The sequence below is a fragment of the Streptomyces sp. 7-21 genome (assembly GCF_016741785.1).
Classification (GTDB): domain Bacteria; phylum Actinomycetota; class Actinomycetes; order Streptomycetales; family Streptomycetaceae; genus Streptomyces.
This window is the reverse complement of sequence record NZ_JAERRL010000005.1, coordinates 279,139-302,338: the sequence shown is the minus strand read 5'-3', so window position 1 is coordinate 302,338 and position 23,200 is coordinate 279,139. Positions and strand designations below refer to the sequence as shown.

At 72.1% G+C, this 23,200-nt stretch carries 20 protein-coding genes; 3 read left to right on the top strand and 17 right to left on the bottom strand.

Annotated elements, in window-relative coordinates; all coding sequences use genetic code 11:
- Positions 1-7: 7 nt before the first annotated feature.
- Positions 8-925: a thioredoxin domain-containing protein gene (locus JK356_RS08925; RefSeq protein ID WP_201867045.1), complete on the top strand. Its 918-nt coding sequence runs from the start codon at positions 8-10 to the stop codon at positions 923-925.
- A gap of 56 nt (positions 926-981) precedes the next feature.
- Here the strand turns inward: JK356_RS08925 and JK356_RS08920 are convergent, their stop codons facing one another.
- Positions 982-1,557 carry a dienelactone hydrolase family protein gene (locus JK356_RS08920; RefSeq protein ID WP_201867044.1) on the bottom strand — a complete coding sequence of 192 codons (576 nt, stop codon included), beginning with the start codon at positions 1,555-1,557 and terminating at the stop codon, positions 982-984.
- Positions 1,558-1,689: 132 nt separating this feature from the next.
- Between JK356_RS08920 and JK356_RS08915 the strand changes: the two genes are divergently transcribed.
- The gene (locus JK356_RS08915; protein ID WP_201867043.1) at positions 1,690-2,829 is read left to right on the top strand and encodes a mechanosensitive ion channel family protein; all 1,140 of its coding nucleotides are present in this window, start codon (positions 1,690-1,692) and stop codon (positions 2,827-2,829) included.
- On the opposite strand, the gene JK356_RS08910 is transcribed toward JK356_RS08915, so the two are convergent.
- Genes JK356_RS08910 through JK356_RS22530 form a run of 3 tightly spaced genes read right to left on the bottom strand, consistent with a single transcriptional unit; the run spans position 2,801 to position 4,822 of the window.
- Positions 2,801-3,742: an RluA family pseudouridine synthase gene (locus JK356_RS08910; RefSeq protein WP_201867042.1), complete on the bottom strand. Its 942-nt coding sequence runs from the start codon at positions 3,740-3,742 to the stop codon at positions 2,801-2,803. The two genes, JK356_RS08915 and JK356_RS08910, sit on opposite strands and share 29 nt — an antisense overlap.
- Before the next feature lie 13 nt (positions 3,743-3,755).
- Positions 3,756-4,349, bottom strand: a complete 594-nt coding sequence (gene lspA / locus JK356_RS08905; RefSeq protein WP_374100626.1) for a signal peptidase II — start codon at positions 4,347-4,349, stop codon at positions 3,756-3,758.
- 41 nt (positions 4,350-4,390) lie between these two features.
- Positions 4,391-4,822, bottom strand: coding sequence for a TraR/DksA family transcriptional regulator (locus JK356_RS22530; protein ID WP_374100625.1), 432 nt, complete (start codon positions 4,820-4,822; stop codon positions 4,391-4,393).
- Positions 4,823-5,518: 696 nt separating this feature from the next.
- Here JK356_RS22530 and ileS point away from each other — a divergent pair.
- A complete protein-coding gene (ileS, locus tag JK356_RS08895) occupies positions 5,519-8,656 on the top strand; it encodes an isoleucine--tRNA ligase (protein ID WP_201867039.1) in 3,138 nt (1,045 codons plus the stop codon).
- A gap of 129 nt (positions 8,657-8,785) precedes the next feature.
- On the opposite strand, the gene JK356_RS08890 is transcribed toward ileS, so the two are convergent.
- The 13 genes from JK356_RS08890 to JK356_RS08830 all read right to left on the bottom strand — a co-directional run bounded on the left by JK356_RS08890 (position 8,786) and on the right by JK356_RS08830 (position 23,181).
- Positions 8,786-9,964, bottom strand: coding sequence for a DivIVA domain-containing protein (locus JK356_RS08890; protein ID WP_201867038.1), 1,179 nt, complete (start codon positions 9,962-9,964; stop codon positions 8,786-8,788).
- A gap of 49 nt (positions 9,965-10,013) precedes the next feature.
- On the bottom strand, positions 10,014-10,298 hold the full coding sequence (locus JK356_RS08885) for a YggT family protein (RefSeq protein WP_201867037.1): 285 nt from the start codon (positions 10,296-10,298) through the stop codon (positions 10,014-10,016).
- Between the two features lie 70 nt (positions 10,299-10,368).
- Positions 10,369-11,004 (bottom strand): cell division protein SepF, encoded by a 636-nt coding sequence (locus tag JK356_RS08880; protein WP_201867036.1) that lies wholly within the window; start codon positions 11,002-11,004, stop codon positions 10,369-10,371.
- 139 nt (positions 11,005-11,143) lie between these two features.
- On the bottom strand, positions 11,144-11,872 hold the full coding sequence (locus JK356_RS08875; protein ID WP_201867035.1) for a YggS family pyridoxal phosphate-dependent enzyme: 729 nt from the start codon (positions 11,870-11,872) through the stop codon (positions 11,144-11,146).
- Positions 11,869-12,600 (bottom strand): peptidoglycan editing factor PgeF, encoded by a 732-nt coding sequence (pgeF, locus tag JK356_RS08870; RefSeq protein ID WP_201867034.1) that lies wholly within the window; start codon positions 12,598-12,600, stop codon positions 11,869-11,871. Before pgeF ends, JK356_RS08875 begins: the two co-directional genes overlap by 4 nt.
- A gap of 10 nt (positions 12,601-12,610) precedes the next feature.
- Positions 12,611-13,837, bottom strand: coding sequence for a cell division protein FtsZ (ftsZ, locus tag JK356_RS08865; RefSeq protein WP_201867033.1), 1,227 nt, complete (start codon positions 13,835-13,837; stop codon positions 12,611-12,613).
- A 281-nt stretch (positions 13,838-14,118) separates the two neighbouring features.
- The gene (locus tag JK356_RS08860) at positions 14,119-14,928 is read right to left on the bottom strand and encodes an FtsQ-type POTRA domain-containing protein (protein WP_201867032.1); all 810 of its coding nucleotides are present in this window, start codon (positions 14,926-14,928) and stop codon (positions 14,119-14,121) included.
- A gap of 37 nt (positions 14,929-14,965) precedes the next feature.
- Positions 14,966-16,057, bottom strand: a complete 1,092-nt coding sequence (murG, locus tag JK356_RS08855) for an undecaprenyldiphospho-muramoylpentapeptide beta-N-acetylglucosaminyltransferase (protein WP_201867031.1) — start codon at positions 16,055-16,057, stop codon at positions 14,966-14,968.
- A gap of 29 nt (positions 16,058-16,086) precedes the next feature.
- Positions 16,087-17,442, bottom strand: a complete 1,356-nt coding sequence (ftsW, locus tag JK356_RS08850) for a putative lipid II flippase FtsW (protein ID WP_201867030.1) — start codon at positions 17,440-17,442, stop codon at positions 16,087-16,089.
- Between the two features lie 48 nt (positions 17,443-17,490).
- The gene (gene murD / locus JK356_RS08845) at positions 17,491-18,909 is read right to left on the bottom strand and encodes a UDP-N-acetylmuramoyl-L-alanine--D-glutamate ligase (RefSeq protein ID WP_201867137.1); all 1,419 of its coding nucleotides are present in this window, start codon (positions 18,907-18,909) and stop codon (positions 17,491-17,493) included.
- Positions 18,910-18,959: 50 nt separating this feature from the next.
- Positions 18,960-20,024 (bottom strand): phospho-N-acetylmuramoyl-pentapeptide-transferase, encoded by a 1,065-nt coding sequence (gene mraY, locus JK356_RS08840; protein ID WP_201867029.1) that lies wholly within the window; start codon positions 20,022-20,024, stop codon positions 18,960-18,962.
- The gene (gene murF, locus JK356_RS08835; protein ID WP_201867028.1) at positions 20,021-21,457 is read right to left on the bottom strand and encodes a UDP-N-acetylmuramoyl-tripeptide--D-alanyl-D-alanine ligase; all 1,437 of its coding nucleotides are present in this window, start codon (positions 21,455-21,457) and stop codon (positions 20,021-20,023) included. Before murF ends, mraY begins: the two co-directional genes overlap by 4 nt.
- A complete protein-coding gene (locus JK356_RS08830; RefSeq protein WP_201867027.1) occupies positions 21,454-23,181 on the bottom strand; it encodes a UDP-N-acetylmuramoyl-L-alanyl-D-glutamate--2,6-diaminopimelate ligase in 1,728 nt (575 codons plus the stop codon). Before JK356_RS08830 ends, murF begins: the two co-directional genes overlap by 4 nt.
- Positions 23,182-23,200 lie beyond the last annotated feature (19 nt).

The window sequence follows — 23,200 nt, the reverse complement described above, 5'->3', positions numbered from 1 at the left end:
AACAGCCATGAGCAAGCGCAACTCAGCCGAAGCCAAGCGAGCCGCCCGCGAACGCCTGCGCGCCGAGCGGGAGAAGCAGGCCAAGCGGGAGAGGATCCGCCGCCAGCTGACCGTCGCCGGAGCGGTGGTTGTCGTCCTGGCCATCGCGGGCGGCATCGGCCTGGCCGTCGCCAACATGGGCGACGACGGCAGCGGCGACGCCACGGACTGGGAGGCCGTCCAGGAACAGCTCGACGCGGCCAGTGAGGGCGACGGCGATAACTCAGACAACTCCGACAATTCTGACAACGCCGATAACGCCGACAGCGGCGAGAACGCCGAGGGCACGCCGTCGTATCCCATCGAGGCCCCGGCCCATGCCTCCGGCGAGGACGGCCTGACCATCGAGATCGGTGACGAGGACGCCGAGCACACCCTCACCCTCTACGAGGACCCGCGCTGCCCCGCCTGCGCCTCCTTCGAGCAGCTCATGGGCGAGAACGTCCGCCAGGGCATGGAGGACGGCACCTACCGCGTGCAGTACGTCTTCGGCACGTTCCTCGACGGCGTGGCCGGCGGCACCGGCTCCAAGAACGCCCTGTCCGCGCTGGGCGCCGCGCTCAACGTCAGCGAGGAGGCGTTCCTCGACCTGCACGACGCGCTGTACACGGCGGAGAACCACCCGCCGGAGTCCGAGGACGCCTTCGGCGACGACGAGCACCTGATCGAGCTGGCCCAGTCTGTCCCCGAGCTGGAGAACAACCGGCAGTTCGAGCGGGACGTGCGCAACAGCACCTTCGCCGCCTGGGCCCTGCAGATGTCCGAGAAGTTCAACAACGCCGAGGGCGTCGAGGGCACGCCGACGCTGGCGTGGAACGACGAGATCATCCAGACTCCGCAGACCGCCGAGGAGTTCGAGGCGATGGTCGAGCAGAACACGCAGTGACCCCGTAGCCGGTGGTTATCCCGGCTGTGACGCGGGCGGCGGGCGCGCCGCCCGCGTCAGCCGAGGCTGTCGAGGAAGCCCAGCGCCGTGCGCCACGCCGCCTCGGCCGCCTCCTCGTCGTAGTCCGGCAGCCCGGCGTCGGTGAACAGGTGCCCGGCGCCCGGGTAGCGGTAGACCTCCACGTCCGCCCCCGCCGCCCGCATCCGCAGGTACCAGGCGCTGAGCCAGTCGTGCGTCTCGAACGGATCGGGATCGGCGACATGCAGCTGCACCGGCAGGTCGTCCACCGTCGTCCCGTCCTCGATGTCCGCGGTGCCGTGCAGGAGCAGCAGCCCCCGCGCCTTCTCGTCGCCCAGCGCCAGCCGCTGCGCGATCGCGGCGCCCAGCGAGAACCCGGCATACACCAGGCCCCCGTCCGCGTGCGGCGCGCTGGCGGCGATGGCCCGGCGCAGCAGCTCGTCCCGGCCGATCTCCTCCGAGACCTCCGCCCCCTCCGCCATGGTCCGGGCCGTACGCCCGTTGTACAGGTCCGGGGTGAAGACCCGGTGGCCGGCGTCACGCAGCCTGGCCGCCGCCTCCACCACGGCGGAGCGGTGCCCGTACGCAGAGTGGAACAGCATGACATCCGTCATGGTCTCGGCCGCCTTCCGGTGCTAGGCATGGTCACCCATCCAGGAGCCACCATCGTGCCAGTTAGCCTGGCAGACGGACTGCGCGGCTCCGCGCCGCCGGTGACCACAGACACAAGGAGCTGAGAGGACGCCATGCAGGACGTGCTGCGGCCGGTACTCGTGATCGGCGGCACCCTCACGCTGACCGTGCTCATCGGCTGGCTCATCGACCGGCTGCTGCGCGCCGCGGACGAGCGGCGGCACGACACCCGGCTCTTCGGCCTGCTGCGCCGCTGCCAGACGCCGCTCCAGCTGCTGCTGGCCTCCTCCGCCGTGTACGTCGCCTACGACGCCTTCGAGCTGAACGTCCGGCGCGGCGACGTCTTCCGCGACATCCTCGCCACGATCACCATCGCCGCCTCCGCGTGGCTGGTGATACGCGCGGCGGGCGCGGTCGCCGAGAACTACATCTCCCGCTACGAGGCCCGCACGGACGACACCGCGCGGGTGCGGCAGTTCCGCACCCAGCTCGGCATGATCCGGCGGGTGGTCACCACCGTGCTGGGCGTCGTCGCCGCGGCCGTGGCGATACTGCTGGTCTTCCCCGAGCTGCGGGCGCTGGGCACGTCCATGCTGGCCTCGGCCGGCATCATCGGCATCATCGCCGGTGTCGCGGCCCAGTCCATACTGGGCAACCTCTTCGCCGGGCTCCAGGTCGCCTTCGGCGACTCGGTCAAGATCGGCGACACGGTGGTCGTGGACGGCGAGTGGGGCACCGTGGAGGAGATATCCCTTGCCTTCCTCACCGTGCGGATCTGGGACGACCGGCGGCTGACGATGCCCGTGTCGTACTTCAACAGCAAGCCCGTCGAGAACTGGTCGCGCGGCGGCACGCAGATCACCGGCACCGTCTACCTCTACCTGGACCACGCGGCGCCCATCGCCGAGCTGCGGGAGCACCTGCGGGAGTTCCTGCTGGGCCGCAAGGACTGGGACGGCCGCTCCTGGAGCCTGGTCGTCACCGACACCACGCCCACGACGATCGAGGTGCGCGCCGCGATGTCCGCCCGTGACGCCAGCGACGTGTGGACGCTGCGCTGCGCGGTGCGCGAGGAGCTGATCACCTGGCTGCGCGATCACCACCCGTACGCGCTGCCCCGCGTCCCGACGTCCGAGGCGGCCGTCCGTCCGCCCCGCCCCGCCGAGCAGGCCGAGCGGGCGGGCGACGGGTCCGGGGCACCGGAGGGGACCGGCAACGGCGTGGTCAGGCGCTCTCCTCACGCAGCGTCCTGAGCGCCCTGGCCAGGTCCTGGGGATAGTCGCTGGTGAACTCGCTCCAGCGCCCGTCGGCGGGGTGCGTGAAGCCCAGCGACACCGCGTGCAGCCACTGCCGGGTCAGGCCGAGCCGGCGGGCCAGCACCGGGTCGGCGCCGTAGGTCAGGTCCCCGGCGCACGGATGGCGGTGGGCCGCCATGTGCACGCGGATCTGGTGGGTGCGGCCGGTCTCCAGCTTGATGTCGAGCAGGCTGGCGGCACGGAACGCCTCGATGAGGTCGTAGTGCGTGACGGAGGGCTTGCCCGAGGCGGTCACCGCCCACTTGTAGTCGTGCTGCGGGTGGCGCCCGATCGGCGCGTCGATGGTGCCGCTGAGCGGATCGGGGTGCCCCTGGACCACGGCGTGGTACCGCTTCTCGACGGTCCGGTCGCGGAACTGCTGCTTGAGGTGTGAGTAGGCGTGCTCGGACTTCGCCACGACCATCAGGCCCGAGGTGCCGACGTCCAGCCGGTGCACGATGCCCTGCCGCTCGGCCGCGCCCGAGGTGGCGATGCGGTACCCGGCGGCGGCCAGGCCGCCGACGACGGTGGGCCCGTTCCAGCCGGGGCTGGGGTGGGCGGCGACGCCGACCGGCTTGTCGACCACGATGAGATCGCCGTCCTCGTGGACCACGGTCATCCCGGGCACGGGCTCGGCCACCACGCGCACCGGGCCGGGCGGCGGCGGCATCTCCACCTCCAGCCAGGAGCCCCCGGTCACGCGCTCGGACTTGCCGACCGCCGCACCGTCGAGCCTGACCTTGCCCGCGGCGGCGAGCTCGGCCGCCTTGGTACGGGAGAAGCCCAGCATCCGGGCGAGTGCGGCGTCCACGCGCTCGCCTTCCAGGCCTTCGGGAACCGGCAGGGTACGGGTCTCGGGAAGCGTACTCACCCGTCCGAGTATGTCAGTCCCGGTGAACCGTTCCGTCGGGGTCGAGACCACGGAAGGACAGCAGCACGATCAGGATGCCGCCGCACACGATCGCCGAGTCCGCCACGTTGAAGACGGCGAAGTACTTCGGGGCGATGAAGTCCACGACGTGCCCCTCCAGCACGCCCGGCGCACGGAACAGCCGGTCCGTGAGATTCCCGAGCGCGCCGCCGAGCAGCAGGCCGAGCGCGACCGCCCAGGGCGCGCTGTACAGCTTGCGGGCCAGCCGGACGATGACGACGATCACGGCGGCGGCGATGCACGTGAACACCACGGTCAGCGCCTCGCCGACGCCGAACGCGGCGCCCGGGTTGCGCACCGCCTCGAAGCGCAGCCACTCCCCGAGGACCTCGACCGGCTCCCGCCCCTCCAGCCACTCGACGACCCAGGTCTTGGTGGCGAGGTCGAGCACGTAGGCGACGGCCGCGACCGCGGCCAGCACGCCCACCCGCCGGCGGGCCGCCGGCGCGGCGGCGCCGCCCCGCTCCCCGCCGGTCTCACCGGCCGCTTCGCTCCCGCCGCCGGGATCCTGGGGTGATTCGATGGTCGGCTCCGCCTCGCTGCTCACGTGACGAGGGTACGACACGGCGGTTCCCGTGCCGGAACCCGTCAGAAGCGGCGCTCCTGCCGCTGCTTGCAGTCGACGCAGAGCGTGGCGCGGGGGAAGGCCTGCATCCGCGCCTTGCCGATGGGGTTGCCGCAGCTCTCGCACAGCCCGTAGGTGCCCGCCTCGAGCCGGGCCAGCGCCCGCTGGGTCTGGTAGAGCACCTCGCGCGAGTTGCCCGCCAGCGCCAGCTCGTGCTCGCGCGTGGCGTTCTTGCTGCCGGTGTCGGCCTGGTCGTCCCCCGCGCCGTCGCCGGAGTCGCGCATCAGCCCGGTGAGCGCCTTCTCGGCGGAGACGATCTCTTCCTGGAGCTTGTCGGCCTCGGCCGTCAGCTTGGCGCGGGCCTCGTCGACCTCCTCGGCGCTCCACGGCTCCTCCCCCGCCCGGACCGCCAGGTCTGCGGGGTCGACCGGGGCTGAGGCGCGGGCGAGGGGCACCGCGGTCGGGGAACTGTCTGTCGAGCTCTTCTTCGCCGCCACTTTCCTGGCTCCCGTCTTCCGGTCCGCTGTCTTCCCGTCCGCCGCTGCGGCGGCCCGCTTTCCCGTCCGTTTCCCGGTCGTCTGCTTCGCGGGAGCGGCATCCCCGGACGCCGGAGAGAGCCGTTCCGCCGCCTGCCCCGTGGCGTTCTCCGGTACCGGAGCGTCCGGCGCGTCCGGCGCGGTGTTGCTCGCCACCATGGCGGCGACCCCTTCACATAGTGTGATCTTGCTCGCGAATCGTGCCGGGAACGATAAATCGACCACACGTCCTGGGCAACGAGGGCGCGCCGGTCTCCCTGCGTTGTGCCCCGGCCGGGCTGATGCATAACCGGTCGCTGACGCGGTGCGCGTGCCCGTACACTGGTGGCCAGCGAAAAGGCGTGGATGGGGACGAGTAGCGTCGTCCAGCAGCCGTGAGCGACCCGGGGACGGTGCGAGCCCGGGGGCGAGCGCGACGTGAAGATCACCCCGGAGCCGCCGGAAGAAAGCCTCGGCCCGTGCCGAGCGTGAGTAGAACCGGCATTCGCAGCCCAATGAGGGGGCCGGGGCAAGGCGTGTACGCACCGGCCAAGGAGGGTGGTACCGCGGGAGCCCGTGCGGCGGCTCTCGTCCCTCTGACGGAGATCACAGCCGTGTCCGCCGGAGGACGATCCCATGAGCAAGTACCGGCCCGTGCCCGCCCAGGTCGACCTGCCCGCGCTCGAGCACGAGGTGCTCGCTCTGTGGCGCGAGTCGAAGACCTTCGCCCGGAGCCTGGAGCAGTCCAAGGGCCGGCCGGAGTGGGTGTTCTACGAGGGCCCGCCGACCGCCAACGGGATGCCGGGGGCCCACCACATCGAGGCCCGGGTCTTCAAGGACATCTTCCCGCGCTACAAGACGATGCGCGGGCATCACGTGGTGCGCCGGGCGGGCTGGGACTGCCACGGCCTGCCCGTCGAGCTGGCCGTGGAGAAGGAGCTCGGCTTCAGCGGCAAGAAGGACATCGAGGAGTACGGCATCGCGGAGTTCAACGCGAAGTGCCGCGAGTCGGTGACGCGCCACACCGACGCCTTCGCCGAGCTGACGACCCGCATGGGCTACTGGACCGACCTGGACGACGCCTACTGGACGATGGACCCGTCCTACATCGAGTCGGTCTGGTGGTCGCTGAAGCAGATCTTCGACAAGGGCCTGCTCGTCCAGGACCACCGGGTCGCGCCGTGGTGCCCCCGGTGCGGCACCGGCCTGTCCGACCACGAGCTGGCGCAGGGCTACGAGACGGTCGTCGACCCCTCGGTCTACGTCCGCTTCCCGCTGACCTCCGGCCCGCTGGCCGGGGAGGCGTCCCTGGTGGTGTGGACGACGACACCGTGGACCCTGCTGTCCAACACGGCGGTGGCGGCCCACCCCGAAGTGACGTACGTGGTCGCCACGGACGGCCAGGAGAAGCTGGTGGTGGCCGAGCCGCTGCTGGCCAAGGCGCTGGGTGAGGGCTGGGAGCCGACGGGGCAGACGTTCCGCGGCTCGGAGCTGGAGCACTGGACGTACCAGCGGCCGTTCGACCTGGTGGAGTTCGACACGCGCGCCCACTTCGTGGTGCTGGCGGACTACGTCACCACCGAGGACGGCACCGGCCTGGTGCACCAGTCCCCCGCCTTCGGCGAGGACGACCTGCGCACCTGCCGCGCCTACGGCCTGCCGGTGGTGACGCCGGTGCGGCCCGACGGCACCTTCGAGGAGGACCTGCCGCTGGTGGGCGGCCAGTTCTTCAAGAAGGCCGACGAGGCACTCGTCGCCGACCTCGCCAAGCGCGGCCTGCTGCTGCGCCACGTCTCGTACGAGCACAGCTACCCGCACTGCTGGCGCTGCCACACGCCGCTGATGTACTACGCCCAGCCGTCCTGGTACATCCGCACCACCCGCGTCAAGGACGCGATGCTGCGGGAGAACGAGCGGACCACCTGGTACCCCGAGTCGGTCAAGCACGGCCGCTACGGCGACTGGCTCAACAACAACGTGGACTGGGCGCTGTCCCGCAACCGCTACTGGGGCACCCCGCTGCCGATCTGGCGCTGCCCGGAGGACCACCTGACCTGTGTCGGTTCCCTCGCCGAGCTGACTGAGCTGACCGGCACCGACCAGTCCGGCCTCGACCCGCACCGCCCCTACATCGACGAGATCACATTCACGTGCACCGCGGTGGGCTGCTCGCTGACGGCCGAGCGGGTGCCCGAGGTCATCGACGGCTGGTACGACTCCGGGTCGATGCCGTTCGCGCAGTGGGGATACCCCTACCGCAACAAGGAGATGTTCGAGCGGCAGTACCCGGCGCAGTACATCTGCGAGGCCATCGACCAGACCCGGGGCTGGTTCTACACGCTGATGGCCGTCGGGACGCTGGTCTTCGACGCCTCCTCCTACCAGAACGTCGTCTGCCTGGGCCACATCCTGGCCGAGGACGGGCGGAAGATGTCCAAGCACCTGGGCAACATCCTGGAGCCCATCCCGCTCATGGAGCGGCACGGCGCCGACGCCGTGCGCTGGTTCATGGCCGCGGGCGGCTCCCCCTGGTCGGCACGGCGCGTGGGCCACGGCGCGATCCAGGAGGTCGTGCGCAAGACGCTGCTCACGTACTGGAACACGGTCGCCTTCCAGGCGCTGTACGCCCGCACCTCCGGCTGGTCGCCCAGCGAGTCGGACCCGGCACCCGCTGACCGGCCGCTGCTGGACCGCTGGCTGCTGAGCGAGCTGAACTCCCTTGTCGACATGGCGACGTCGGCGATGGAGAACTTCGACACCCAGCGCACCGGCAAGCTGATCTCGACCTTCATCGACGACCTGTCGAACTGGTACGTGCGCCGCAGCCGCCGCCGCTTCTGGCAGGGCGACCCGGCCGCACTGCGCACGCTGCACGAGGCGCTGGAGACGGTGACGCGGCTGATGGCGCCGATCGTCCCGTTCATCACCGAGCGGGTCTGGCAGGACCTGATCGTCCCGGTGGCGCCGGACGGCCCCGACTCCGTGCACCTCGCCGCCTGGCCCGAGGCCGACCGGTCGCTGATCGACCCGGACCTGTCGCGCGACATGCTGCTGGTGCGCCGCCTGGTGGAGCTGGGCCGCGCCACTCGCGCGGAGTCCGGTGTGAAGACGCGGCAGCCGCTGTCCCGCGCGCTGATCGCGGCGCAGGGCTTCGAGCTGCTGGACGACGCGCTGCGCCAGCAGATCGCGGAAGAGCTGAACGTCGCCACGCTGGCCTCGCTGTCCGACGTCGGCGGCTCCCTGGTGGACACCACGGCGAAGGCGAACTTCCGGGCGCTGGGACGCCGGTTCGGCAAGCGCACCCAGGAAGTGGCCCGTGCCATCGCCGAGTCGGACGCCGCGGCGCTGTCGGCCGCGCTCCGCCAGGGCACGGCAGCGGTCGAGGTCGAGGGCGAGCGGGTGCCGCTGACCCCAGAGGAGGTCATCATCACCGAGACGCCCCGCGAGGGCTGGTCGGTGGCCTCGGACGCGGGAGCGACCGTCGCGCTGGACCTGGAGATCACGCCGGAGCTGCGGCGGGCGGGCCTGGCGCGCGACGTCATCCGGCTGATCCAGGAGGCCCGCAAGAACAGCGGCCTGGAGGTCACCGACCGCATCACCGTGCGGTGGCGGGCTAGTGACGACGAGCTGAGCCGCGCGGTGGCGGAGCACCAGGCGCTCATCAGCTCGGAGGTGCTGGCCACGGACTTCGCCGAGGGCGACGGCGACGACTCCTACGGCGAGCCCTTCCGCGACGAGGCGCTCGGCCTCACCTTCCGGCTGCGCAAGGCGTAACCGCGGCACGCACGCGGAAAGAACCGGAAAAAGGGAGAAAAGGGGAGAAAAGGGGCGGGGCCCGGATCAGGTGATCCGGGCCCCGCCCCTATGTCAGATGCCGCGTCACGGGGCGTGCGGCCGACGCCCTCAGCTGTCGTCTTCGTCGATCAGGAAGCCGCGCATCGGAGACGGAGCCTGGTGCTGCACCGGCTGCGGGCCCTGCGGGCGGACCGGCGCCATCGGCTGGGTCATGGCGGGGGACATCTGCTGCTGGCCGCTGCCGTAGGAGGGCTGGCTGCCGGCACCGCTGCTGCCGGACTGGCCGCCGCCCACCGACTGGTTGCCGCCGCCCATGGACTGGTTGCCGCCCATGGTGCCCATGGACTGGTGTCCGCCGCCGCCCATGGTGCCGCCACCGCTCGACGGCGCGCCGGCGGAGGCCAGCGACGGCGACGGGGAGGCCGGCAGCGACGCGGTGGCCGGCGTGCGCGGCGGGGCGAGCGAGTCGTCCGACTGGCTCTCGAGCTGCCGCAGCTGGCTCTCCAGGTAGGACTTCAGCCTCGTCCGGTACTCGCGCTCGAAGCCGCGCAGGTCCTCGACCTTGCGCTCCAGCGTGGCGCGGGCGGACTCCAGGGAGCCCATGGCCACACGGTGCTTCTCCTGCGCGTCACGCTCCAGCGCGTCGGCCTTGGCACGGGCGTCGCGCTCCAGGCCCTCGGCGCGGCTGCGCGCCTCACCGACGATCTTGTTGGCCTCGGAACGGGCCTCCGCGATCGCCTGGTCAGCGGTCTGCTGCGCGAGGGAGAGCACGCGCGCGGCGCTGTCGTTGCCGCCACCGGGCAGGTGCGGACCGGGGCCGCCACCGGGGCCGCCCATCGGCGCCGGGGCGCCGGGGTGACCCTGCGGGCCGCCCGGACCCATGTGCCCGGGACCACCGGGACCACCGGGACCACCCATCGGACCGCCACCGGGGTGCGACTGCGGGCCGCCGGGACCGCCAGGACCACCGGGACCCGCGGGCAGTTGGGGCGGTCCGCCCATCTGCTGCTGTTGCTGCGGGCCCGGCTGCTGTCCGGATATGGCAGTGGGCATGGGGCCGCCGGGACGCTCCTGCGGCTCCGGTTTGCGCATGTTCTGCTGGTTCTGCGCGGCGGCTCGCGTAGCCGCGGCCAGCTTGGCGCGCAGATCCTCGTTCTCCCGGAGCAGCCGGGTCAGTTCTGCCTCGACCTCGTCGAGGAAGGCATCGACCTCATCCTCGTCGTAGCCCTCTCGGAGGCGGACGGTCGTGAACTGCTTGTTCCGCACGTCCTCGGGAGTCAGCGGCATCTCTTCACCTCAACGTAAATCGTCGGCATACGACCAAGCCCGTACTCACTCACAGCCCGGCCACGACCATGATCAGGATGTAGACGATGATCATGAGTACGAAGAAGGACAGATCAAGCGCCACACCCCCGAAGCGCAGCGGAGGGATGACCTTACGCAGCGCCTTCAGTGGCGGATCGGTGACAGTGTAGGTGGCCTCCAGGGCGACAATCATCGCCTTACCGGGCTGCCATGAGCGCGCGAACATGAAGACGTAGCTCATCACCAGCCGGAAGAGGAGCAGTCCGACCAGGCAGTACAGGGCGATCTGGATCACCTGCTGAACGATGCCCATCCTGCCTGTCCCTCTCCCCTGTCTCCCGGCCCGGCCGGGCGGCCGGGCGCTGTCCTTCCGGTGCTGTCTGTCAGCTCTGGTTGAAGAACCCGCCCTCTGCGATGCGGGCCTTGTCCTCCGCCGTTACGTCGACGTTAGCAGGCGACAGAAGGAACACCTTCTGCGTCACGCGCTCGATGCTGCCATGAAGACCGAAGACCAGACCAGCCGCAAAGTCGACAAGTCGCTTCGCGTCGGTGTCGTCCATCTCGGTCAGGTTCATGATCACCGGCGTGCCCTCGCGGAAGTGTTCCCCGATAGTACGGGCCTCGTTGTACGTCCTGGGGTGGAGCGTGGTGATCCGGTAGGGCTCCCGCTCCGACACGACCTTGGGCATGATCACCGGCGCGCTCTTCTCCACGTTCTGCCGTTCTGATGTGATGGAAGACACGGGAGCGATCCTCCCGGGCCGTCTGTTTTCGGTCAGCAGCGAGGCGGGTGCGGGCTCCGTCTCCCGCTGCGCCGGCGGGTGAACTACCCGCACCGGCTCCTCCGCACGCTCACGAGGCGCGGGTTCATGCGTCTGCTGACGTCGCCCCCGCTCCGTCTCGGGCTCCGGCTCCGGTTCGGGCTCGAACTCGTCGTCGGGTCCGTAACCCGGGCGGTCGTAGCCGTCGTCCTCCACGAGGCCGAGGTAGACCGCCATCTTGCGCATCGCGCCAGCCATCGACTGCGTCCTCCGCTCTGTGGTGGATCGGCTCCGCCTGCGGGGCCATGAATCCACGTCACCTGCGTTTTCGGCGTGGCCCCTCCCGGCACGCCGGGATTGACCATATTTTCGGTTGTGATCCCCTTGCGTGGCGACGTTACCGGAGGCCGGAGCGGACTCCGAGCACCGCGCTTCCGACGCGCACGTGTGTCGCTCCCGCCGCGATCGCCTCCTCCAGGTCCGCGCTCATACCCGCCGAGACCATCGTCGCAGCCGGATCGATCCCGCGCAGGCTTCTTGAGATTTCCCTCAGCCGTGCAAAGGCTACGCCTGGGCGGCCCGCATACGACCCGGACAGCGGTGCCACCATCATGAGTCCGGCGAGCGTGAGCCCAGGCGCTCGCGCCACGGCGCGCGCCAGTTCGGGCACCCCCTCGGGAGCTACGCCGCCCCGCCCGGCAGCGCCTTCGCCGTCCTCCTTCTCCAGCGCCACCTGGACGAGACAGCGCAACGGAGCGCGCTCCCGGCGCATGACGCTCTCGGAGAGCGCCTTCACCAGCCGTTCGCGATCAACGGAATGCACAAAATCCGCGTAACTCGTCACCGAACGCGCCTTGTTTGTTTGCAGCTGCCCCACAAAATGCCACGTGAGTGAAAGATCTGCGCAGGCAGCTGCCTTCCGGGACGCCTCCTGGTCACGGTTCTCCGCGACGTGCCGCACCCCGAGTTCCGCGAGGATTCTCACATCGTCGGCGGGATACGTCTTGGTGACGACGATCAGGGTCACGTCTTCTCGTGCGCGCCCCGCCGCGTCACAAGCGCGGGCAATGCGCTCCTCCACCCGGGCGAGCCGGGCGGCCAGTTCGGCACGGCGAGTGGCGGTCATGGCGCTACCCACACATAGCTCGCCTGCCGCCCGGTCGTGCCCTCACGCCGGTAGGAGAAGTGATCGCGCGACTCGCGGGTGCACACCGGCGAGCTGGCGACGTCCGTGACGCCGCACGCCGCCAGCTGCGCCCGCACGCCCCTGGGGATGTCGATGGCCGGGGTCCCCTCGCGGGTGACGGCACCGCTGCCGGGCACCGTCCGCTCCGCCTCGTCCCGCATCCCGGCCGGGACCTCATAACACAGGCCGCAGACCGCGGGACCGGTCCGGGCGACGATCCGCGCCGGGTCGGCGCCCAGCCCGCGCATCGCCTCCACCGTCGCGGGCACCACACCCGCCAGCAGACCAGGCCGCCCGGCGTGCGCCGCTCCGGCCACACCCGCGACCGGGTCGGCCAGCAGCACCGGCACGCAGTCGGCGGTCAGTACCGCGAGTGCCAGCCCGCCCGCCACGGTCACCACGCCGTCGGCTTCCGGCGGTTCGCCCCCGGGCCACGGCCCGTCGGCGACGACGACCTCACGGCCGTGTACCTGGTTCATCCACCGGACCGCGTCCGGCGCAAGGCCCAGGGTCTTCGCGGCCAGCTCGCGGTTGGCGCGCACGGCGGCGGGGTCATCGCCGACCGCGCCGCCCAGGTTGAGCGTGTCATACGGAGCGGCGCTCACTCCGCCCCACCGGTCGGTGAAGGCGAAGTGGGCGCCGCTGGGTGTGTGCTGCCGGTCTATCACGTGCCTCGCGTCACTTCAGGAAGTCGGGGACGTCGAGCTCCTCGACCTGGCCCGAGTCATAGGGACGAGCGGAAGGCACCTGCGGCGTCGGCGGCTTGGGCTCGGCCGGCGGGTCGGCCGTCTCACCCATCGGGTCCCGCTCGCTCCCCAGCGGCTCGCGCGGGGTCAGCGAGCCGATGCCGCCGAAGGCGGGACGCTCGGGCTCGGGCTCGCGCTCGGGCGGCGGAGGAACCGACTCGTCCTTGGCGCCGTAGGAGCCGAGCACCTTCTCCCGGGTGCGGGCGGGCGGCTGACCGCCGTCGAACCCGGCGGCGATCACGGTCACCCGGACCTCGTCGCCGAGCGCGTCGTCGATGACGGCGCCGAAGATGATGTTCGCCTCAGGGTGCGCCGCCTCGCTGACCAGCTGAGCCGCTTCGTTGATCTCGAAGAGGCCGAGGTCCGAACCACCGGAGATCGACAGCAGCACGCCGCGCGCGCCGTCGATAGAGGCCTCCAGCAGCGGCGAGGAGATCGCCATCTCGGCGGCGGCCACCGCGCGGTCATCGCCTCGCGCCGAGCCGATGCCCATCAGGGCCGAACCGGCCTCCGACATGACCGACTTCACGTCGGCGAAGTCGAGGTTGATCAGACCCGGGGTGGTGATGAGGTCGGTGATGCCCTGGACACCGGAGAGCAGGACCTGGTCGGCGGACTTGAAGGCGTCGAGCACGCTGACCTGGCGGTCGGAGATCGACAGCAGCCGGTCGTTCGGGATGACGATCAGGGTGTCCACCTCGTCGCGCAGGGCGGCGATGCCGTCCTCCGCCTGGTTGGCCCGGCGGCGGCCCTCGAAGGTGAAGGGCCGGGTGACGACGCCGATGGTCAGCGCGCCGAGGGAACGGGCGATGTTCGCCACGACGGGGGCACCGCCGGTGCCCGTGCCGCCGCCCTCGCCCGCGGTGACGAAGACCATGTCGGCCCCCTTGAGGACCTCCTCGATCTCCTCGCGATGGTCCTCGGCAGCCTTGCGTCCCACCTCGGGGTTGGCGCCTGCGCCCAGTCCCCGGGTCAGTTCCCTGCCGACGTCCAGCTTGACGTCGGCGTCGCTCATCAGCAGCGCCTGCGCATCGGTGTTGATCGCGATGAACTCGACGCCCTTGAGACCGACCTCGATCATCCGGTTGATGGCGTTGACGCCACCTCCGCCGATACCGACGACCTTGATGACTGCGAGGTAGTTCTGCGGTGCTGCCACGTCGAAGGCCTCTCGCCTCGATTTACGTGTCGTCGCCCCGCGGGGGCCGCAGTGCGCCGACTGATGCCGATGGGACGGATGGATAAGCCGTCCCGAACCCTAACGCTTCAGTTTAGGGTTACCTGTGCTTGCCGTTCGTCGTATTCCTCGCAACGGACACTAAGTCGCGAGCGGTACGCGTTCAATGAACACGCCGAACCTCCCGTTTTTCTTTTCACCCTATGTGATCGCGCTCGGGGGCCGTCAACCAGGGTGCGCCCCCGTCAGGAAGTGGCTTGCCGTCAGCCGCCGGACACTGCCGGGGCGCTGGGCACGCTCACGTCGAAGTACGCTGCCTCCCCGGCCGCGTCCATCACGCGCGCGAGCGCCTCCGCCTTGGCTCTGGCGTCCTCCGGGCTCCCCCAGCGCACCGTGCGATCGCCCGTCAGCTGAAGCGTCAGCGCATCGTATGAGGTAACGCGGATGAGGCGGACCTGGTCGCGCAGCTCTGCGGGGAGCTCGGCGGCCATCGCGGCCACATGACGCAGCACCCGCTCCTCATCGAACCGGTGACGGCTGGGGCTGTCCTCCAGTGCCATCTCCAGCACCGGCACGCCCGGCAGCCGGCTGCGGGTCTCGGCGAACGCGACGCCGTCGTCGTCCACCTGCGTGTAGCCGCCGGAGCGGGGCACCAGGAGCTCGGGCTCACGCTCCGTCACCTTCAGGGTGACCCCGTGCGGCCAGCCGCGGACGACCTCGACCGACTCCAGGCGCGGCAGCCGTTCCAGCAGCCGGTCGCGCACGGCGCCCTTGTCCAGCGAGGCCATCGGAGAGCCGACCGGCACGCTGGCCGCCTCGATGATCTGCTCCTCCGTCAGCTCGCGCGGACCCTGCTGCCAGTGCACCGAGACCCGCTCGATCCGCAGCCAGTTTGAGCCGTACAGCGCCCAGGCGCCGAAGCCCCCGAGCAGCACCGCCAGAACCGCCAGCAGCAGCACGGCGGTGCGCCGGCGCAGCCCGAGCAGGCGCGCCGGTCTCCCGGCGGGCTGGCGCGGGCCGGCCGGACGCTGACGGCGGTCACCGCCCCGCTCCGCGGTCGTCGGTCCGGCCACGCTCCCTCAACTCCTCAGCAACCAGGGCTGGCGCCCGTCATCCTCTGCCCGCCGCGACCGCCTCGTGGAGGATGCCAAGGAGCAGCTCGTCGGCGTCCCGGCGGCCGAACTCGGCGGCGGCGCGCGACATGGCGGTCAGCCGGGCCGGATCGGTCAGCACGGGCAGGACGTTGCCCCTGACCCACTCCGGCGTCAGTTCGGCGTCGTCGACGAGGAGACCGCCGCCCGCCTTGACCACCGGCTGGGCGTTCAGCCGCTGCTCGCCGTTGCCGATGGGCAGCGGGACGTAGGCGGCGGGCAGCCCGACGGCGGACAGTTCGGCGACGGTCATCGCTCCCGCCCGGCAGAGCATCATGTCGGCCGCGGCGTACGCGAGGTCCATGCGGTCCACATACGATACCGGTATGTAAGGCGGCATACCGGGCATCGTGTCCAGCTCCGGCAGGTCGTTCTTGGGGCCGACGATGTGCAGCACCTGCACGCCGGACCGCTGGAGGAAGGGTGCGGCGGCCGCCACGACCTCGTTCAGCCGCCGCGCGCCCTGGGAGCCGCCGGAGACCAGCAGGGTCGGCAGCGTCGCGTCGAGCCCGAAGAACGCCCGCGCCTCGGAACGCATGGCCGGGCGGTTAAGCGTGGCGATGCTGCGGCGCAGCGGGATGCCCACGTACCGGGCGTGGCGCAGCTTGCTGTCGGGCGTGGCCACGGCGACGAATCTGGTGTAGCGGGCGCCGATGCGGTTGGCCAGGCCCGGCCGGGCGTTGGCCTCGTGCACGACGATCGGCACCCGCAGCCGCCTGGCGGCGAGATAGCCGGGGAGGGCGACGTAGCCGCCGAAGCCCACGACGCAGTCGGCCTTGGTGCGCTCGATGATCTCCTCGGCGGCCTTGATGGTGCCGCGCAGCCGGCCGGGAACGGTGAGGAGTTCGGGTGTGGGCTTCCGCGGCAGGGGCACCGCGGGGATGAGCTCCAGGTCGTACCCGCGCTGTGGCACCAGTCGCGTCTCCAGCCCGCGCTCGGTGCCGAGCGCCGTGATCCCCACGGTCGGGTCCTGCCTGCGCAGGGCGTCCGCGAGTGCCAGCGCGGGCTCGATATGACCGGCGGTCCCTCCGCCGGCGAGAACTACATGCACCGAATGTCACCGCTCTCCGGGACGGCGGGTCACCCGCGCCGTCGCTTCGTCTTCCGTCCCAGGCCCGCGAGCGTGCGCGTCGCCGGCCGCCGCATGGCCAGGGCCGCCTTGGCCGCCGGATCGCTCCGGGCGAACGAGATCAGCAGCCCCACGGCGAACATCGTGGGCAGCAGGGCCGACCCTCCGTACGAGAACAGCGGCAGGGGCACCCCGGCAATGGGCAGCAGGCCCAGCACCCCGCCGATATTGATCACGGTCTGGGTCATGAGCCACGCCGTCGCCCCGCCCGCCGCGTAACGGACGAAGAGGTCCTCCGTGCGCCCGGCCACGCGGATACCCGCATAGCCTAGAGCGGCGAACAGACCGAGCACGGACAGCGTCCCTGCCAGGCCGAGCTCCTCCCCGGTGATGGCGAAGATGAAGTCCGTGTGCGGTTCGGGAAGTTCGCCCCATTTCTCCACGCTGGCGCCCAGCCCGGAGCCGAGCCAGCCGCCGGAGGCGAGGGCGTAGAGGCCGTGCACCGCCTGCCAGCAGCGGTCGTCCGGGCCGGGGTCGGTGGCGCCGATGCAGGCCAGGCGGTCCAGCCGGTGCGGGGCGGTGACGATGAAGAACACCACGAGTGCCGCGCCCGTGGCCAGCGCACCCGCGAACAGCCTGGTCGGGGCGCCCGCCAGCCAGAGCAGGCCGAAGAGGACCGCCGTCATGATCATCACGGTGCCCATGTCGCCGCCCACCATGACGAGTCCGAAGACCAGCAGCGCGACCGGCACCAGCGGCACCAGCAGGTGGCGCCACTGCGCCAGCAGCCCGCGCTCGCCCTTGCGCGCCAGCAGGTCGGCGCCCCACAGCACGAGGGCGAGCTTGCCGAACTCGCTGGGCTGCAACTGGAAGGGGCCGCCCACGTTCAGCCAGTTGGTGCTGCCGTTGACCTCCACGCCGACCCCTGGCACCTGCACCAGCGCCAGCAGGACCACCGAGACGGCCAGCACCGGGTAGGTCAGGGCGCGCAGCAGCTTCACCGGCATGCGCGCGGCGAGCAGCAGCAGCCCGGCCCCGAGCACGGCGGCCAGCAGCTGCTTGCGGAAGTAGAACGTGGCGGGCAGGTCGTAGCGCAGCGCCTGGATCTGCGAGGCGGAGAAAACCATGACCAGCCCGAGGGACGTCAGCAGCAGCCCCGTCCCCGCCAGGACGTAGTAGGCCGTCAGCGGCCGGTCCCAGGCGCGCCGCGCCCGGGTCACCAGGCCGGTGAGCCGGGCCAGCCGCGGCGGGCGCGGCGGCGGAGGGGCCGGGCGTCTCGGGCGCGACGGGGCCCGGGCGGGGCGCCGCGCCGGGACGGACCGGCGGGCGGCGCGCGGCCTGCGCGCCGACGTCTGCTCGCGTGTCATGGTCGGCCCCTCCTCGCCCCGCGCCTGCGGTCCGCGGGCCGCCGGGGTCTACTGAGCGCTTCCTCGGTCCTGACCGGCGGCCAGGTCGCGGACGGCTGCGGCGAAGGCGTCGCCTCGCTGGCTGTAGTTGGCGAACATATCCCACGAGGCGCAGGCAGGGGCCAGCAGTACGGTGTCTCCCGGCCGGGCCAGCCGCGCGGCCTCGCGCACCGCGGCCGCCATCGCCCCAGTGTCCGTCCGGTCCAGGTCGGCGACGGGCACATCCGGGGCGTGTCGCGCGAGGGCACCCGCGATGCGCCCCCGGTCGGCCCCCAGCAGCACGGCGCCGCGCAGCCGTCCGGCGGTCGCGCGCACCAGGTCGTCGAACTCCGCGCCCTTGGCCAGCCCGCCGGCGATCCACACCACGTGGGGATAGGCCGTCAGCGAGGCCTGGGCGGCGTGGGTGTTCGTCGCCTTGGAGTCGTTGACGTAGGCCACGCCCGCGACGTCCGCGACGTGCGCGATGCGGTGGGAGTCGGGGCGGAAGGAGCGCAGGCCGTCACGGACCGCGGCGGGCCCGACGCCGTAGGCGCGGGCCAGGGCGGCGGCGGCCAGGGCGTTGGCGACGTTGTGCGGGGCGGGCGGGTTCACATCGGAGACGGCCGCCAGCTCCTGGGCCTGCCGGTGGCGCCCGGGCACGAAGGCCCGGTCGACCAGCAGGTCATCGACGACGCCGAGCTCGGAGGGGCCGGGTACGCCGAGGGTGAAGCCGATGGCGCGGCAGCCCTCGGTGACGTCGGCGGCGCGGACGAGCTCCTCGGTGGCCGGGTCGGCCGTGTTGTAGACGCAGGCGACCGTGTTGCCCTCGTAGACGCGGCCCTTGGCGGCCGCGTACGCGGCCATCGAGCCGTGCCAGTCGAGGTGGTCGGGCGCCAGGTTGAGCACCGCCCCCGAGTGGGGGCGGACCGAGGGGGCCCAGTGCAGCTGGTAGCTGGACAACTCCACCGCCAGCACGTCGTACGGCTCGTCGGCGAGCACCACGTCGGTCAGCGGGGTGCCGATGTTCCCGGCCGCCGCCGTGCGCAGGCCCGCCGCCTGGAGGATGGCGGCGAGCATGCGCACGGTCGTGGTCTTGCCGTTGGTGCCGGTGACGGCCAGCCAGGGGGCGGGCTCCCCGCCGCGCGTGCCGCGCAGCCGCCAGGCGATCTCGACATCGCCGACGACCTCCACCCCCGTCTCGGCCGCGGCCGCGAACAGCGGGCTGTCAGGGCTCCAGCCAGGCGAGGTGACGACCAGGTCCGTGGCCTTCGGCAGCGTCTCACCGTCGCCGAGCCTGACCTCGATCCCCTCGCGGACCAGGTCGGCCGCGCCGGCCTGCTGCCGCTCGCCGGTGCCGCCGTCGACGACGGTGACCAGGGCGCCGAGCCGGGCCAGCGCCCGGGCGGCGCTGGCGCCGCTCAGGCCCAGGCCGGCCACGGTGACGCGCATGCCGGCGGGCTGGAACGGCTGAGGCGGCCGGGACGGCGAAGAGGACACGGTCACCAGTCTGCCACCCACGTTCCGTAGAAGATGCCGATACCGACGATCACGCACATGCCCTGGATGATCCAGAACCGGACGACGACGAGGACCTCGCTCCAGCCCTTCAGCTCGAAGTGGTGCTGGAGCGGCGCCATCTTGAAGACCCGCCGGCCGGTGAGGCGGAACGAGCCGACCTGGATGACCACGGACATGGTGATCAGGACGAACAGCCCGCCGAGCACGGCCAGCAGCAGCTCGGTGCGGGAGACGATCGCCAGGCCGGCCAGGGCGCCGCCGAGGGCCAGCGACCCGGTGTCGCCCATGAAGATCTTGGCCGGGGAGGTGTTCCACCACAGGAAGCCGAAGAGGGCACCCATCAGGGCGGAGGCGACGACGGCGGTGTCGAGCGGGTTGCGCACCTCGTAGCAGGTCGCGCCCGCGGTGGCGAACTCGGCGCAGGTCTGGCCGTACTGCCAGACGCCGATGAAGACGTAGGCACCGAAGACCATCACCGAGGCACCGGTGGCCAGGCCGTCGAGGCCGTCGGTGAGGTTCACGCCGTTCGACATCGCCAGGATCATGAACAGCGCCCAGAGCACGAACAGCACCGGCCCGATGCTCCAGGCGAAGTCCTGGGTGAAGGACAGGTGCGTCGAGGCGGGCGTCAGGCCGCGGGCATCGGCGAAGTTGAGCGAGAGGATCGCGAAGGCGACGCCCACGATGAACTGGCCGAGCATCTTCGCGCCGGCCCGCAGGCCCAGGCTGCGCCGCCTGACGATCTTGATGTAGTCGTCCAGGAAGCCGACCAGGCCCATCCCCGCCATCAGGAACAGCACCAGCACCCCGGAGATCGAGGGCTGTTCGCTGGTGACGACCTTCGTTATGGCGTACGCGATGAGCGTGGCGAGGATGAACGCGATGCCGCCCATCGTCGGCGTGCCGCGCTTGCTGTGGTGGTCGCGCGGGCCGTCATCGCGGATGTACTGGCCGTAGCCGCGGCGGGCGAGGAGCTTGATCAGCAGCGGGGTGCCGATGAGGGTCAGGAAGAGTCCGATGGCACCGGAGAAGAGGATCTGCCTCATCGGGCGGCGACCTCACCATCGGCGCGCTCGGCACCGTCCGCGGCGAGCTGGAGAGCGACGCGTTCGAGCCCCGCGGCCCGCGACGCCTTGACCAGCACGACGTCTCCTGGACGCAGTTCCTCGCGCAGCAGCGTCACCGCCGCCTGTGCGTCGGACACGTGCACGGACTCCTCACCCCACGAACCCTCGTTCTTCGCTCCCGCGTCGAGCCAGCCGGCCTCCCGGCCGCCGACCGCGACGAGCCTGCTGACGTTGAGCCGGACGGCCAGCCGTCCGATCGCGTCGTGCTCGGCGAACGCCGTGTCGCCCAGCTCGGCCATCTCGCCGAGCACGGCCCAGGTACGGCCGCCCTTGCTGGCGGCCTCTTCGCCCATGGCGGCCAGCGCCCGCAGCGCCGCCCGCGTGGACTCGGGATTGGCGTTGTAGGCGTCGTTGACGATGATCACGCCGTCCGGCCGCTCGGTGACCTCCATCCGCCAGCGGGACAGCGTCCCGGCCTCGGCCAGGGCCTGGGCGATCTCCTCAGCCGTCATGCCGGCCTCGTGCGCGACGGCCGCGGCGGCGAGGGCGTTGCCGACCTGGTGCTCGCCGTACAGGCGCAGCGTCACCTCGGCGGAGCCGGTCGGGGTCGTCAGCCGGAACGCGGGGCGGCCGCCGGTGAGCCGGACGCCGGTGGCGCGCACGTCCGCGTCCTCGGACTCGCCGAAGAGCGTGACGCGCGCCCGGGTCCGGCCGGCCATGGCGCGCACCAGGCCGTCGTCCGCGTTGAGGACGGCGACGCCGCCCTCGGCCGCGGGCGGCAGCGCCTCGACGAGCTCGCCCTTGGCGGCGGCGATGGCCTCGCGGCCGCCGAACTCGCCGATGTGGGCGGAGCCGACGTTGAGGACGACGCCGATCGTGGGCGGGGTCAGGCCGGTGAGGTGGCGGATGTGGCCGATGCCGCGGGCCCCCATCTCCAGCACGAGGTAGCGCGTGGTCTCGTCGGCGCGCAGCGCCGTCAGCGGCAGCCCCAGTTCGTTGTTGTACGAGCCGGGGGTCCACTCGGTCGGCGCGGCGCGGCGCAGCAGCTGGGCGATGAGGTCCTTGGTGCTGGTCTTGCCGGCCGAGCCGGTAAGTCCGACGACCGTGGGGCCGAGCGTGCGCACCACGTGGCGCGCGAGGTCGCTCAGCGCCCGCGTGACGTCGTCGACGACGACGGAGGGCACACCGGTCGGGCGCGTGGCCAGCACGGCTGCCGCTCCCTGGGACACGGCGCTGGCGGCGAAGTCGTGGCCGTCGGCGCGGCTGCCCGGGAGCGCGGCGAAGAGCGAGCCGGGCTCGGCCAGGCGGGAGTCGATGACCACGGGCCCGGTGATGCGGGGTGGCCGCTCCGGTATGTCGTGCGGCACTCCCCGCACGACCGTGGTGAGCTCAGCAAGGGAAAGGGGGATCACTGCTGCGGGCCTCGCCTGGCGTTGTGAGTAGGTGACGGGTGGGCGGTGGAGGCGCGCTCGATGGCGGCGCGCAGCTCCTCACGGTCGTCGAAGGGCCGGATCACGCCGGCGATGTCCTGGCCGCGTTCGTGGCCCTTGCCGGCGACCAGGACGGTGTCTCCTGGTTCGGCCCGGGCGACGGCGGCGGCGATGGCCGCGGCGCGGTCCTCTTCGACCAGTACGGTGCCGCGCTCGTGGGTGGGGACCTCGGCGGCTCCGGCGAGCATGGCCGCCAGGATGGCCAGCGGGTCCTCCGAGCGCGGGTTGTCTGAGGTCAGCACGGCGGTGTCGGACAGCCGGGCCAGCGCGGCGCCCATGGCGGGGCGCTTGTGCGGGTCCCGGTCGCCGCCGCAGCCGAGCACGGCGTGGAGCCGGCCGGTGGTGACCTTGCGCAGGGCGTGGAGCACGGATTCCACGGCGTCGGGCTTGTGCGCGTAGTCGACGACGGCGAGGTAGGGCTGGCCGGCGTCGACGCGCTCCAGGCGGCCGGGCACGCCGGGGACGGCGGCGATGCCCTCGGCGGCGGTGCGCGGGTCGGTCCCGGCCGCGGCCAGGGCGGCGATGGCGGCGAGCGCGTTGGCGACGTTGAACGGCCCGGGCAGCGGGGCGGCGGCGGGCACGCGCACGCCGCCGGGGCCGACGGCGGTGAACGTGGAGCCGAGCGGGCCGAGTTCGACGTCCTCGGCGCGCCAGTCGGCGTCCGGGTGGCCCTCGGCTGAGAAAGTCGTGACGGGGATCCGCGCCTCGGCGGCGAGGCGGCGGCCGTACTCGTCGTCGGCGTTGACCACGCCCGCGCGGGCGCGCTCGGGGGTGAACAGCCGGGCCTTGGCCTGGAAGTAGTCCTCCATGTCGGGGTGGAAGTCCAGGTGCTCGGGGCTGAGGTTGGTGAAGACGGCGACGTCGAAGACGCAGCCGTCGACGCGGCCGAGCACCAGGGCGTGGCTGGAGACCTCCATGGTCAGGGCGCGCACGCCGCGCTCGCGCATGACGGCGAACAGCGCCTGCACCTCGGTGGCTTCGGGCGTGGTGCGCTCGGACTTGACGCGCTCGTCGCCGATGCGGGTCTCGACGGTGCCGATCAGGCCGGTCGGTTCGTCGCCCTTCGCCGCCTGGCGCAGCCCGCCCTCGATGAGGTAGGTGGTCGTGGTCTTGCCCGAGGTGCCGGTGACGCCGATGGTCAGCAGGTCCCTGCCGGGCTCGCCGTACAGGGCGGCGGCGAGGCCGCCCATGCGGGAGCGCGGGTCGTCCACGGTCAGGACGGGCAGGCCGGTGGCGGCGGCGCGCTCGCTGCCCGAGGGGTCGGTCAGCACGGCGGCGGCGCCGAGGCTGGCGGCCTGGGCCGCGAAGTCCGCGCCGTGGAAGCGGGCGCCGGGCAGCGCCACGTAGATGTCGCCGGGGAGCACGGTGCGTGAGTCGTGCGTGATGCCGGTGACCGGCCGTCCCGCGGCGGGCGCCTCGGTGCCGAGCAGGGCCGCGACGTCCGCGAGCGGGACGGGCCGCACGTGCCGCGGCCGGGGCGGTGCCGGGATGGCCGCCGCCGGGGGCGCGGGAGCCGTGGAAGAGGAGTGGTCTGCTCGGGACACGGCGGTGAGCGTACCCGGCGGGGTGGTGCTGGGGCGAAACGAGGTGCCACGGACCGTGCCGGTGGCCGGGCGGTCCTGTTCCCCGTTGACGATGGTTCTCACGTGCCTGGAGCTCCGCTCG